The sequence below is a fragment of the Mesorhizobium sp. B4-1-4 genome (assembly GCF_006439395.2).
Classification (GTDB): domain Bacteria; phylum Pseudomonadota; class Alphaproteobacteria; order Rhizobiales; family Rhizobiaceae; genus Mesorhizobium.
Genome location: NZ_CP083950.1, coordinates 5,385,362 through 5,397,662, shown reverse-complemented (window position 1 = coordinate 5,397,662; position 12,301 = coordinate 5,385,362). Strand labels below are relative to the sequence as shown.

12 protein-coding genes are annotated in these 12,301 nt (G+C 63.7%); 2 read left to right on the top strand and 10 right to left on the bottom strand.

Translation table 11 applies throughout. The features are described from left to right. Nucleotides 1–32: 32 nt before the first annotated feature. The 7 genes from FJW03_RS26030 to FJW03_RS26000 form a co-directional block, all read right to left on the bottom strand. On the bottom strand, nt 33–974 hold the full coding sequence (locus FJW03_RS26030; protein WP_140766846.1) for an alpha/beta hydrolase: 942 nt from the start codon (nt 972–974) through the stop codon (nt 33–35). Between the two features lie 208 nt (nt 975–1,182). Beyond that, nucleotides 1,183–1,965 carry a carnitinyl-CoA dehydratase gene (locus FJW03_RS26025; RefSeq protein WP_140766848.1) on the bottom strand — a complete coding sequence of 261 codons (783 nt, stop codon included), beginning with the start codon at nt 1,963–1,965 and terminating at the stop codon, nt 1,183–1,185. Continuing rightward, nucleotides 1,958–4,036, bottom strand: a complete 2,079-nt coding sequence (locus tag FJW03_RS26020) for an acetate--CoA ligase family protein (protein WP_140606660.1) — start codon at nt 4,034–4,036, stop codon at nt 1,958–1,960. Before FJW03_RS26020 ends, FJW03_RS26025 begins: the two co-directional genes overlap by 8 nt. 86 nt (nt 4,037–4,122) lie before the next feature. Next, nucleotides 4,123–5,286 (bottom strand): acyl-CoA dehydrogenase family protein, encoded by a 1,164-nt coding sequence (locus FJW03_RS26015; protein ID WP_140766849.1) that lies wholly within the window; start codon nt 5,284–5,286, stop codon nt 4,123–4,125. A gap of 5 nt (nt 5,287–5,291) precedes the next feature. Further along, entirely contained in the window at nt 5,292–6,386 is a 1,095-nt protein-coding gene (locus tag FJW03_RS26010; protein ID WP_140766850.1) for a carnitine 3-dehydrogenase, read from the bottom strand. Next, the gene (locus tag FJW03_RS26005; protein WP_140766851.1) at nt 6,383–7,012 is read right to left on the bottom strand and encodes an HD domain-containing protein; all 630 of its coding nucleotides are present in this window, start codon (nt 7,010–7,012) and stop codon (nt 6,383–6,385) included. The genes FJW03_RS26010 and FJW03_RS26005 overlap by 4 nt, the downstream gene beginning before the upstream one ends. 79 nt (nt 7,013–7,091) lie before the next feature. Next, nucleotides 7,092–8,009 (bottom strand): 3-keto-5-aminohexanoate cleavage protein, encoded by a 918-nt coding sequence (locus tag FJW03_RS26000; RefSeq protein WP_140766852.1) that lies wholly within the window; start codon nt 8,007–8,009, stop codon nt 7,092–7,094. Nucleotides 8,010–8,087: 78 nt separating this feature from the next. On the opposite strand from FJW03_RS26000, the gene FJW03_RS25995 reads away from it, so the two are divergent. Beyond that, nucleotides 8,088–9,068 carry a GlxA family transcriptional regulator gene (locus FJW03_RS25995; RefSeq protein WP_140766853.1) on the top strand — a complete coding sequence of 327 codons (981 nt, stop codon included), beginning with the start codon at nt 8,088–8,090 and terminating at the stop codon, nt 9,066–9,068. 62 nt (nt 9,069–9,130) lie between these two features. On the opposite strand, the gene FJW03_RS25990 is transcribed toward FJW03_RS25995, so the two are convergent. The 3 genes from FJW03_RS25990 to xylA form a co-directional block, all read right to left on the bottom strand. Further along, entirely contained in the window at nt 9,131–9,928 is a 798-nt protein-coding gene (locus FJW03_RS25990; RefSeq protein WP_140766854.1) for a TIGR01458 family HAD-type hydrolase, read from the bottom strand. A gap of 72 nt (nt 9,929–10,000) precedes the next feature. Beyond that, a complete protein-coding gene (locus tag FJW03_RS25985) occupies nt 10,001–10,204 on the bottom strand; it encodes a hypothetical protein (RefSeq protein ID WP_140766855.1) in 204 nt (67 codons plus the stop codon). Nucleotides 10,205–10,407: 203 nt separating this feature from the next. Further along, nucleotides 10,408–11,733, bottom strand: coding sequence for a xylose isomerase (xylA, locus tag FJW03_RS25980; RefSeq protein ID WP_140766856.1), 1,326 nt, complete (start codon nt 11,731–11,733; stop codon nt 10,408–10,410). Nucleotides 11,734–11,846: 113 nt separating this feature from the next. Here xylA and FJW03_RS25975 point away from each other — a divergent pair, with 113 nt between their 5' ends. After that, nucleotides 11,847–12,209 carry a nuclear transport factor 2 family protein gene (locus tag FJW03_RS25975; RefSeq protein WP_140606651.1) on the top strand — a complete coding sequence of 121 codons (363 nt, stop codon included), beginning with the start codon at nt 11,847–11,849 and terminating at the stop codon, nt 12,207–12,209. The last annotated feature ends 92 nt before the right edge of the window (nt 12,210–12,301 follow it).

Genomic DNA, 12,301 nt, shown 5'->3' with positions numbered 1-12,301 from the left:
TGCCGGACAATGCCTCGGCGGACGAAAATCGCTCACCAGGGCCAGGCACCCTCCCCGAGGGCAGCTGCCGCGTCGACAATGCGGGTGAAGCTGGCGCGGGCGCGCCCCACCGTGTGCCGGGCTCTGAGATAGCCGTGTACCAGACCCTTTTCCTCGATCCAGACGGCCCGTCCGCCTGCTGCGATGACCCGGTCGCGATAGGCCTCGCCGTCCGACGACAGCGGGTCGCACTCAGCGGTAATCAGCACCGTCGGCGGCAGGTTGGCGAAGTCGGCGTCTGCCAGCGGCGACAGCGTTATGTCGCCGGTCTGGTCCGTGCCGCCGGTGCGGATATGCTTGTAGAATTCGAGATCGCGCATGGTCAGCATCGGCGCTTCTGCGTGCGTGACATAGGAACCGTGCGAGCGGTCGCCGCCGAGCCCGGGATAGATCAGCACCTGGCCGACCGGCCTTTTCGCGTGGCCGCGCGTGGCATGGCTGACCGCGGCACAGAGATTGCCACCGGCGCTGTCGCCGCAAAGCAGGATAGGACTGACATAGGTGGCGGCAGCCCATTCGAAGGCACTCATGGCGTCGTCGAAGGCAGCCGGATGCAGGTGCTCCGGCGCCAGCCGGTAATCGACGGAGACAACCTCGTAGCCGGTGCGGGCGCAAAGCTCGGCGCAGACATCGTCATGGCTGTCCAGCCCGCCGAGGATGAAGCCGCCGCCATGGATGTAGAGCACCGTCGCTGTCTTCTGCGGGGCTCCATTGCGATAGATGCGGATCGGGATATTGTGCTCGGGCGTTGCAATGGCCAATGTTTCGGCCGTGACGCCCTCTGGATAGCCGGCAAAGAATTCCCGGCACATGCGATCATAGATCTCGCGCTGCTGCGCGATAGTGTAGTCGATCGTATCGGGCGGGTAGTAGGAATTGGTCCGCTCGATGAAGCCCCAGGTCTCGGCGTCGATGAGGGCTTTGTAATCGGTCATGTCAGCTCAACCGACTTCGAAGGTCGAGCCCAGACACCCGCCTCTGTCCTGCCGGACATCTCCCCCAGGGGGGAGATCAGATGACGCGACGGCTTTTGCCAGTTTTCTACGTTGCCGAAAGAGTGCTGAGCCCGAAGCTGCCAATCTCCCCCCTTGAGGGGGAGATGCCCGGTAGGGCAGAGGGGGGTACGACCGGGCGCCATTTCAACTACCTCCCCTTCCACACCGGCTCCCGCTTCTCGGCAAAAGCGCGGAAACCTTCCATATTGTCTTCCGAACCATAGAGCGCGTCGACCGTCGCCAATTGCCGACGCGTCACTTTGTTCATCGCGTCCTGGAAGGTCAGGGCTTCCGCCACCCGTGCCGTTTCCTTGATCGCGGCGAAGACCAGCGGCGGGCCGCTGGCCAGCAGCCGCGCGATCTCCCAGACGCGATCCTCGAGCTTCTCCTTGGGCAGCACCTCGTTGACCAGACCCCAGCGATGCGCCTCGGCGACATCCATCCAGCGACCGGTGAGCAGCAGGTCCATGGCGACATGATAGGGGATGCGCTTGGGCAGCTTGATCGTCGCCGCGTCGGCGAGCGTGCCGGCGCGGATTTCGGGCAGCGCGAAGGAGGAGTGATCGGAGGCATAGATGAGGTCGCAGGACAGCGCCAGTTCGAAGCCGCCGCCCACCGCCATGCCGTTGACGCAGGCGATGACCGGCTTGTTGAGGTCGCGCAATTCCTGCAAGCCGGCAAAGCCGCCGACGCCATAATCGCCGTCGACCGCATCGCCGCCGGCAGCCGCCTTCAGATCCCAGCCGGCGCAAAAGAACTTGTCGCCGGCGGTCTTGACGATGGCGACGCGCAAGCTGGGATCGTCGCGGAACGCCTTGAAGGTCTCGCCCATCAGCCGCGAGGTTTTCAGGTCGATGGCGTTGGCCTTGGGCCGGTCAAGCGTGACCTCGAGGATCGAGCCTTCGCGGCGGGTCGAAATGACGTCAGACATTCCTGCTCTCTCCCAGTACCAGCAGCGCGTCGGCGATCCAGGCGCCCTTGCCCTCGACGCAGACAATCAGCGGGTTGATATCGAGTTCCTCGATCTCGCCGGCATTCTTCTGCACGAAGTCGGCGATACCCGCGATGGCATCGATGGCAGCCGCGACATCGGCCTTCGGCCGGCCGCGATAGCCTTCGAGCAGCGGGAACAGTTTGAGGCCGCGCAACGCCGCCTCGATATCGTCGCGGGTTGCCGGCAGCATCAGCGTGACGCTGTCGCGCAACAATTCGACCAGCACGCCGCCGGTGCCCAGCGTCATCACGGCGCCGAACATCGGATCGCGGGTGAAGCCGACGATCAGTTCGGCGACGCCGTCGCGCACCATGCGCTCGACATAGAGGCCGGTGCCGAGCGGCAGCAGGTCGTGCGCCGCCGTGCTGACGGATTCGGCGTCCCTGAGGTTGAGGCGGACCGCACCCACTTCAGATTTGTGGGTGACGCCAAGCGCCTTCAGCGCCACGGGGAAGCCGAGCGCCATGGAGGAAATCACCGCCTCGACGGCATTGCCGGCGCGTTCGCCCTTGGGCACTGGAAGCCCGGCCCTGATCAGCCTCGCCTTCGCCTCGGCCTCGTCCGGCGTAACATGCTCGCCCTCGGAAGCGCCCGCCGCCGATGTGTCGACCGGCTGCGCCTGCGGCTCCCGCCATGCCCAGCCAATGAAGGCCGCCGCCTGAGCGGCATCCATGGCTTCGGAAATACCGAACAACGGCACCATGCCGCGCGCCATCAGCTCGGCGGTGTATTCCTCCGGCAGATTTTCCGGCAGCGAGGAAACGATCGCGCCATGCGCCTTGTTGGTCTTCAGCGCCGATTCGAAGGCGCGCAGCGTCGCCCACCAGTCCGTAACCGAGCAGCGGTCGGGGCGCGGGAAGTCCAGCACCAGCATGTTCAAGTCGAAACCGCCCGACACCATGGCGGTGAAGGTGGCGGTCATCGCCGGCTCGTTATTCCAGATGAAGGTGTGATAATCCAACGGATTGGCGACCGCGACCAACGGCCCGAGCGTCGATTTGACATGGGCCCGATGCTGCTCCGTCAGAACCGGAAAGTTGACCCAGCGCCCTTCGGCGCTGTCGGCCATGACCGACGCCTCGCCGCCCGAGCAGCTCATTGACGACAGACGATAACCGGGCAGCGGCCCGGTGATGTGCAGCAGCTTCAGCGCCTCGATGAAGGCGGGGATGGAATCGACGCGGGCGATGCCGAGGCGCTTCAGGAAGGCGCCGGATGCCGCATCCGAGCCGGCCAGCGACGCGGTGTGCGACACGGTTGCCTGCCGCGCCTGTTCGGAGCGGCCGACCTTCATGGCGATGATCGGTTTTTTCAATTCCCGCGCCCGGGCGGCCAGCTTCTCGAAGCCGGCTACCGAATCGAAAGCCTCGATGTGCAGGCCGAGCGAGGTGACGCGCTCGTCCTCGATCAGGCCGAGCGCCATTTCCGAAAGGCCTGTCTGCGCCTGGTTGCCGGCTGTCATCAGGAAAGCGATCGGCAGGCCGCGCTTCTGCATCGTCATGTTGATGGCGATGTTGGACGACTGGGTGATGATGGCGACGCCCTTGCCACCCTCGGCCAGCCTGATGCCGCCATGCTGGTCGGGCCACAGCAGTGCGCCGTCGGCATAATTAATCAGGCCATAGCAATTCGGGCCGATGATCGGCATGTGGCCTGCTGCGGCGACCAGTTCGGCCTGCAGCCGCTCGCCGTCCTCGTCATAGGCCTCGGTTTCGAGGAAGCCGGCGGCAAAGCAGACGGCGCCGCCAGCGCCGCGCTCGGCCAGTGCCTTGACCACCTCGATGGTCAGGTGCCGGTTGACGCCGACAAAGGCGGCGTCCGGCGCGCCGGGCAGGTCCGCCACCGAACGATATGCCTTGCGTCCGGCAACCTCGTCCTTGGTCGGGTGCACCGGCCAGATTTCGCCGGCAAAACCCATCTTGATCGATTGCGCCACGACGGCGGCGGCCTGCACGCCGCCGAACACGGCGATCGATTTTGGGCGCAGGAGACGTTCGAGTTTATGCATGGTCATCTTTTCGTTTGAGCGCGATCCCAGGACAAACGATCTCGTTTGTCCGCCAAAACCGAATCTCGGCTTTGGACGATCATGCTCTAAGCTTCGAACGGACGCAGCAGCGCCCGCGAAATAATATGTCGCTGAATCTCCGACGTGCCTTCCCAGATGCGCTCGACGCGGGCATCGCGCCAGATGCGTTCCAGCGGCAAATCGTCCATCAGCCCCATGCCACCATGGATCTGGATCGCCTCGTCGGCAACATAGGCCAGCATTTCAGTGGCTTTCAGTTTGGCCATGGCCATGTCCTGATCGGTGACAGTGCCCTGATCGTACTTCCAGCCAGCCTCGAACACCATAAGGTCGGCGGCCTTCAGTTCAGTCGCCATGTCGGCGAGCTTGAACGACACGCCCTGGAACTTGCCAATCTGCTGACCGAACTGCTGGCGCTGCGCGGCGTATTCGACCGCATGGCCAAGCGCCCGCTCGGCGCGGCCGAGACATGTGGCGCCGACCTGCAAACGTGTGGCGCCCAGCCAGGAATTGGCGACGTCGAAGCCTTTATGCACCTCACCGAGAACCTGGCTTGCCGGCAGACGGCAGTCGTCGAATTCGAGAATGGCGTTGGTGTAGCCGCGATGCGAGACGTTGCGGTAGCCGTCACGCACCGTGAAACCCTTGGTGCCCTTGTCGACGAAGAAAGCGGTGATCTTCTTGCGCTTGCCGCGCGGCGAGTCCTCTTCACCCGAAGCCATGAAGACGATGGCGAAATCGGCAAGATCGGCGTGGGAGATAAAGTGCTTAGTGCCGTTCAGCACCCAGTCGTCGCCATCCTGCACCGCAGTCGCCTTCATCCCGCGCAAATCCGAGCCGGCGCCGGGCTCGGTCATCGCCAGACAGTCCCATTTCTCGCCACGGATGCAAGGGAAGAGATATTTTTCGCGCTGTTCGGGCGTGCCGGCGAGCAGGATGTTGGAGGGGCGCGCCACGCAGGTCCAGTGCAGCGCATAGTTGGCACGGCCGAGCTCTTTCTCGTAGAGCAGCCAGGTCACCGTATCGAGCCCCGCGCCGCCGACATCGGCTGGCATGTTGGCGGCATAGAGGCCGGCCTCGATCGCCTTGGCCTTCAGCTCCTCTATGAGCTCGCGGCGCAGCACGCCGGTGCGCTCGACCTCGCGCTCATGCGGGTAAAGCTCATTCTCGACGAAGGCACGCGTCGTCTCGACGATGAGCTTCTGCTCTTCCGAAAGACCGAAATCCATGGTTCTCAGCCTTTCTTCTTGTTCTTCGGCTTATCCGCCGTCTTCACCGGCTTGGAGGCCTTGGCCTTCTCGGCCGCCTTTGAAGCGGTCGGCTTCTTCGCCGCCAGCTTGGCGAGCTGCGTGGTGTAGTCCTTGTGCAACGCGCCGGCGCCCCAGCCCTTGCCCTTGTTCTGCTTCGACAGCGCATCCATGATGGCGACCAGATTGTCGTCGCGAATCTTTTCCAGCTCGCGGATCGAGAGGCCATGCGCCTGGTCGTCCGACTGGGTGGCGATCAGATCGACCAGCTCGTCGTTGAACTCCGGCACGTCCATCAGCTTGGTCCATGGCCATTTCAGGCAGGGCCCGAACTGGGCCATGAAGTGGCGCATGCCGGCTTCGCCGCCGGCGACACGGTAGACCTGGAACATGCCCATCTGCGCCCAGCGCAGGCCGAAGCCGTAGCGCATGATGTCATCGAGTTCCTCGACGGTGCAGATGCCATCCTTGATCAGCCACAGCGCCTCGCGCCAGGCGGCCTCGAGCAGGCGGTCGCCGACGAAGGCCTCAATCTCCTTGCGTATGACGACAGGCTTCATGCCGATCGAAGCATAGATCTCCTTGGCGACCTCGATCGCCTCGGGAAAGGTCTGGTCGCCGCCGACGATCTCGACCAGCGGCAGGAGGTAGACCGGGTTGAACGGGTGGCCGACGACCAGCCGTTCCGGATGCTTCTTCATCGCCACCTGCATGTCGGTCGGCTTGATGCCGGAGGTGGAGGAGCCGACAATAGCATTGGCCGGCGCATGGGTGTCGATCTCGGCCAGCACCTTGTGCTTGAGGTCGAGCCGTTCCGGCACGCTTTCCTGGATGAAATCGGCGTCGGCGACCGCCTCGGCGATGGTCTTGGCGAAGGTCAGCTTGCCTTCTTTCGGCAGGCCACCCGGCACCATCTGCTTGTAGGCGCGGCGCGCGCCCTTCATCACTTCGCTGACCTTGCGCGATGCCTCGGGATCCGGATCGAAGATCGACACGTCGATGCCGTTGAGCAGCAGGCGCGCGACCCAGCCGGCGCCGATGACACCGCCACCGATGGCGGCCGCCTTGTTGATGATGCTCATAGGGAGGCTCCGGTTCTTGTCCTGGCTGTTTCGGGATCGATGAGCGGCACGCGCTCGCCGGCGCGTATCACTGATGGGGCGTAGGCCTTGCGGGCGAAGACTTCGAGCACGAAGGGCCGGAAGAAGTCGATCGGCAGCGTCTCGTAATCGGGGTCGAAGCTCGACTGGTCCCAGCGCTCGCAGAACTGGTCGCAGTCGTCGAAATAGGCATGGCCGGCGAAACGGTCGCGGGCATGGCGGTTGCCGCCAAGATGATGGGCATAATAGAGCCGCTGGAAATCGCCGTGCTTTTCCACCACCCAGGTGCATTGCTCGCGCACGAAGGGTTTCAGGATCGACGCGGCATATTCGTCATGATTGTAGGGCGCATAGATGTCGCCGATGTCGTGCAGCAGCGCGCAAGTGATCCAATCAGTGTCGGCGCCGTCGCGCCAGGCGCGTGTCGCCGCCTGCAGCGAATGGCCGAGCCGGGTGATCTTGTAGCCCGAAAGGCCCTCATCGAGTTGCACCAGCGCGTCGAGCAGCCGCTCGCCGGTCTTGGCTGCATAGTCGATTTCATGCGCGGTCAGGAACTCGTAGTCGTCCCTGTCGCCATCCTTCATCGCGGTGAATTTAACGGTCGTCATCTGCGCCTCCCCGGTTGGCTTGCTGGGAGCATGGTCTTTTCCGAAAACCGGCTACGGCTTTTCGGGATCAGGCTCTGGCTCACGCCGCGATCGGCGCCCGCTTGGTCAGGTTGAGCTTCTTGCGCACGTCCTCGGGCCCGAGAATCGTGGCGCCGAGATTGGTGACGATGCTGGCGGCGCGCTCGACCAGTTGAGCATTGGTCGCCAGAACACCCTTATCGAGCCACAGATTGTCTTCCAGGCCGACGCGGACGTTGCCGCCGGCCAGCACGGCGGCGGCGGCATAGGCCATCTGGTTGCGGCCGATGGAAAAGGCCGACCAGGTCCAGGTCGACGGCACGTTGTTGACCATCGCCATGAAAGTGTTGAGGTCGTCTGGCGCGCCCCATGGCACGCCCATGCAGAGCTGCACCAGCGCGTCGGGGTTCAGCACCTTCTCCTCGACCAGTTGCTTGGCGAACCAAAGATGGCCGGTGTCGAATGCCTCGATCTCGGGCTTGACGCCGAGCGCCGTCATCATGCCGCCCATGGCGCGCAGCATGCCGGGCGTGTTGGTCATGACATAGTCGGCCTCGGCGAAGTTCATGGTGCCGCAGTCGAGCGTGCAGATTTCCGGCAGGCACTGGCGCACATGTTCCATGCGGTTGGTGGCGCCGCCCATGTCGGTGCCCTTTTCGTTGAGCGGCAGCGGCGCTTCCGGCGAGCCGAACACCATGTCGCCGCCCATTCCGGCGGTGAGGTTCAGCACCACGTCGACATTGGCCTCGCGGATGCGTTCCGTTACTTCACGATAGAGGTGGATATCACGACGCGGCTTGCCGGTTTCGGGATCGCGGACATGGCAATGGACGATGGCAGCACCCGCCTTGGCCGCGTCGATGGCCGAATCGGCGATCTGCTTTGGCGAACGCGGCACATGCGGGCTGCGATCCTGCGAACCGCCGGACCCGGTCACGGCACAGGTAATGAAGACCTCACGGTTCATCGCGAGCGGCATGGAATTTCTCCTCCCATAGAAACAGACCGCAACAATGACCGACTTGCAGGAAACTGTTTTGCGTTTTACGAAGCTTCCATGATCAAAAGCGAAAAACCTGATATCTTTCGCGCCGAACGGTCGCCGCTCAAGGTGACGTTGCTGGTGTTTTCCGGCTCGTCCATCATGTGCGTGGCGTCGGCTGTCGATCCGCTGCGCGCCGCAAACCGCATCTCAGGCGAGACTCTGTTCGACTTCAAGCTGGTCTCGGTGACGGGAGAGCCTCCGGTCACCACCTGCGGCCTGCCGGTGGCGGTCAGCGGCCGCTTCGATGCAAGCGAACCAACCGACGTTCTTGTCGTCGTCGCCGGTTTCGGCACCCAGAACTACGCGACATCGGCCCTGCTCGCAGGCTTGCGCCGCGCGGCACGGACGGCGCGCGCCTGCGGCGGCGTCGAGGCAGGCACATGGCTGGTGGCCCGCGCCGGCCTGCTGGAGGGGCGTAGCGCCACCACCCATTGGGAGGACATGGAAGATTTTTCATCGGCCTTCCCCGGCGTCGATGTCCGTCCGGACCGCTATGTCATCGACGGACCGGTCTTCACCTCGGGCGGTGCCTCGCCCACCTTCGACCTGATGCTGCATCTCATTCGCACGCGTCTCGGCATGGCCGTGGCGCTCGATGTCGCCAGCGTCTTCATCTACGACCAGGCGCGCGCCGCGACAGATGCGCAACCGCTGGTCTCGCTCGGCCGGCTCGACGGCTACGATCCGCGCCTGGCGCAAGCCATCCGGCTGATGGAAGCGCATGTCGACCAGCCGCTGACCATAGAGGCGGTCGCCAAGCGCGCCGGGGTGACCGCACGGACACTGGAAAGCATCTTTCGCAAGTCGATCGGCGAAACGCCGGGCGCTTATTATCTCAGGCTGCGCCTGGGTGCCGCGCGACGGCTGGTGGTCGACACGCGGATCGCGATGGCGGACATTGCCGGGCGGACGGGCTTTTCGTCCGCAGCCGCATTTTCCAGGGCGTTTTCCAGGGCTTTCGGCGAAGCGCCGGTCAGGCTGCGGCGCGGCTGACAATGCATGTCGCTCCAAGTGCGCAGCGGTTTTGGGACCATGATATCCATCAAAACAAAGACTTAAAGGGCGTCGCCTGAATCCGTTTCAGCGCGGCGCGCTTCAAGTATCCAGTCTGTCGCGGCGGCGAGGTCGTCGACCAGCGCCGTGGGCGCCGGGTCGAAGCGCGTTTCGTCGCCAGGACGGTACTTGCCCGTTCGCACGAGCAGCGCCGCGCCAAGCCCGGCGCGCAGGGCGCCGGCGACATCACTCTCCGCATCGTCGCCAATCATGACCGCATCGGCGGCCGGGCAATTCAAGCCGGCAAGCGCCGAGAGGAAGAAATCGGGTGACGGTTTGCCGAGCACGACAGGACTTCGCCCACTGGCGAATTCGAGGGCCGCGACGAAGGCACCGGCATCGAGGCTGAGCAGGCCGTCGGCATCCTTGAAGGTGCGGTTGGTGGCAAGCGCCAGAAAATCGGCGCCGGCGATGAGTTCGCGAAACGCCCGGTTGAGGCTTGCATGGTCGAAGGCATCGCCAGCGTCACCGACAACGACAGCGCGGCCATTGCGGCCGTCCAGGCTTGAAAACTCGGCCTCGAGGTCTGGATGGACGAGCAGATGAGGCTGGCGGCCGTGCCTGCGCAACCATTCGACCGCGGCGCGCGCCGGCGTCAGCAGTTCCTCGTCCGTCACGCGGACGCCCAGAGCGGCAAGCTGTGCGAGGATTCTGTCGCGCGGCGAACGTGTCGTGTTGCTGACGAAGCGAAGCGGCAGGCCAGCTTCGCGCAGGTGTTCGACGGCGGCCACGGCGCCCGCGATCTGGGTGTCGCCATCGTAGACGACACCCAGAAGATCCAGGAGCACCGCGCGTATCATCGACGCAGGATGGAGAAAGCGTCTCCATTCGTCAAACCGCGGAACAATCAGACCACTGAAATCACGGAAGAATCAGGCGGCGTCGCGGCCGTCGCCGACGATGCGCGAGCGCATGCTCTTGGCCAGTGCCGTTTCGAGCCGCGCGGCGACCGCGCGATCCCATTCATTTGTCTTGCGGGCGCTGTCTTTCGAATGCGGCAGCGCCATCAGCCGATCGATGATCGAACCAGCCTCGCCAGGTGAGAGTAGGGCGTCGATTTCACGTTCGTGCTGCATATCGTTTCGCCTCCTTTCCTTCCCGCCACGAGCCACTCTTATACGAGATTCGTGACGACCATTTGAAGGCAGGAGCGGGGCGATTAAGGGGCGGTGCGGGGCAAAAGATTGTCCCTGATTTCGGCATGGCGCGCAGAAGATTTCCGCGCGCCAACTTTTCGAACGGACCGGTTGCCGGCCTGGATTGCTGGCTGGCAAACGTCTCAAACGTAGCGGTTGACGATGTTCTCCAGCAGCTCCTGGCGGCCTGAGCGCGGCTGCGGCTCGATCTTTTTCTTCATCACACGCTCGGCGATGTCCTCAAGCGTGCGCTTTCCCGACAGCATCGCCTTGGCCTCGGCGCTGTTCCAGCCGGCGTAGCGTTCGGCCAACGGTCCCGACAATGCCTTGTCCTCGACCATGCGCGCCGCCGCCTTGAGGCCGCGCGCGCAGGCGTCCATGCCGCCAATATGAGCGATCAGCAGGTCCTGCGGCTCGAGCGACTGGCGACGCAGCTTGGCGTCGAAATTGGTGCCGCCGGTCTTGAAGCCGCCGCCTTGCAGAACCTGGTAGTAGGCAAGCGCCATCTCCGGCACGTTGTTGGGGAACTGGTCGGTGTCCCAGCCGGACTGGTAGTCGTTGCGGTTCATGTCGATCGAGCCGAAAATGCCGAGCGCGTTGGCCAGCGCCAGTTCGTGCTCGAAGGAATGGCCGGCAAGGATGGCATGGCCTTGCTCGATATTGACCTTGACTTCCTTCTCCAGACCGAAGCGCTTGAGGAAGCCATAGACGGTCGCGACATCGTAATCATACTGATGTTTGGTCGGCTCCTGCGGCTTCGGCTCGATCAGGATGGTGCCCTTGAAACCGATCTTGTGCTTGTAGTCGACAACGAGGTTGAGGAAGCGGCCGGCCTGTTCCTGCTCGCGGGCAAGGTCGGTGTTGAGCAGCGTCTCATAGCCTTCGCGGCCGCCCCACAGCACATAATTCTCGCCCTTCAGCCGCTTGGTGATGTCGATGCAGCTTTTCACCGTCGCGGCCGCATAGGCAAACACATCCGGATCGGGATTGGTGGCGGCACCAGACATGAAGCGGCGGTTGGAAAACAGGTTCGCCGTACCCCACAAGAGCTTGACGCCAGTCTGCTTCATCTTGGTGGCGAAATAATCGGCGATCTCGTCCAGGCGGGCGGCGCTCTCGGAAAAATCCTTGCCCTCCGGCCGCACATCGGCGTCGTGGAAGCAGAAATAGGGGGTGCCGAGCAGCGAGAACATCTCGAAGGCGACGTCCGCCTTCAGTTTTGCCAATTCCATCGTGTCGATGCCGCCGGCCTTGGGGAACCAGGGGCGATCGAAGGTCTGGCCGCCGAACGGATCGCCGCCCGGCCAGGCGAAGGAATGCCAATAGGCGACGGCAAAGCGCAGATGATCCTCCAGCCGCTTGCCGGCCACCATTTCGTCCGGGTTGTAGAACCGGTAGGCCAGCGGATTGGTCGAATCCGGTCCCTCATATTTGATCTTCTGGATGTCGCCGAAAAATCCGCTGCTCATAATTCCTGTCCTCTCTCGAATAGTTCGCCCTGATTACCTCAGGCGTAATTGGTTTCGGTCCTGGGCTGGTCGAAAAGGCTGGTGTCAAAACCGTCAGACAAAGGAGACAGACCATGACCGACCTCAACAGAATAGCCGAGGGCTACATCACCGCCTGGAATGAAAGCGACGCCGGCCGCCGCGCCGAATTGCTCAAGGCGACCTTCACCGAAGATGTCAGCTATCGCGATCCGATCATGCAGGGCGACGGCCATGACGGCGTCGCGGCCCTGATCGACGGGGTGCAGCATCGTTTTGCCGGCTTCCGGTTCTCGCTGAAGGGCATGCCGGACGGCTATGCCGACAAGATCCGCTTCTCCTGGAACCTTGGCCCCGAAGGCACGGACTCCGTCGTCGAGGGTACCGATATCGGCGTCATCGAGAACGGTCGGCTGAGGAGCGTTACCGGCTTCCTCGACAAGGTGCCGGCGCAGTGAGGCTAACTGGGTAAGAGGGGCGCGAGGCACCCCCCTCTGGCCTGCTGGCCATCTCCCCCGCAAGGGGGGAGATTGACTGTCACGCGGACCTT

Coding starts and splice junctions, on each gene's coding strand:
- FJW03_RS25990 (WP_140766854.1), bottom strand. CDS start 9,928: ATGATACGCGCGGTGCTCCTGGATCTTCTGGGTGTCGTCTACGATGGC.
- FJW03_RS25995 (WP_140766853.1), top strand. CDS start 8,088: ATGATCAAAAGCGAAAAACCTGATATCTTTCGCGCCGAACGGTCGCCG.
- FJW03_RS25985 (WP_140766855.1), bottom strand. CDS start 10,204: ATGCAGCACGAACGTGAAATCGACGCCCTACTCTCACCTGGCGAGGCT.
- xylA (WP_140766856.1), bottom strand. CDS start 11,733: ATGAGCAGCGGATTTTTCGGCGACATCCAGAAGATCAAATATGAGGGA.
- FJW03_RS26025 (WP_140766848.1), bottom strand. CDS start 1,965: ATGTCTGACGTCATTTCGACCCGCCGCGAAGGCTCGATCCTCGAGGTC.
- FJW03_RS26020 (WP_140606660.1), bottom strand. CDS start 4,036: ATGCATAAACTCGAACGTCTCCTGCGCCCAAAATCGATCGCCGTGTTC.
- FJW03_RS26010 (WP_140766850.1), bottom strand. CDS start 6,386: ATGAGCATCATCAACAAGGCGGCCGCCATCGGTGGCGGTGTCATCGGC.
- FJW03_RS26005 (WP_140766851.1), bottom strand. CDS start 7,012: ATGACGACCGTTAAATTCACCGCGATGAAGGATGGCGACAGGGACGAC.
- FJW03_RS26000 (WP_140766852.1), bottom strand. CDS start 8,009: ATGCCGCTCGCGATGAACCGTGAGGTCTTCATTACCTGTGCCGTGACC.
- FJW03_RS26015 (WP_140766849.1), bottom strand. CDS start 5,286: ATGGATTTCGGTCTTTCGGAAGAGCAGAAGCTCATCGTCGAGACGACG.
- FJW03_RS25975 (WP_140606651.1), top strand. CDS start 11,847: ATGACCGACCTCAACAGAATAGCCGAGGGCTACATCACCGCCTGGAAT.
- FJW03_RS26030 (WP_140766846.1), bottom strand. CDS start 974: ATGACCGATTACAAAGCCCTCATCGACGCCGAGACCTGGGGCTTCATC.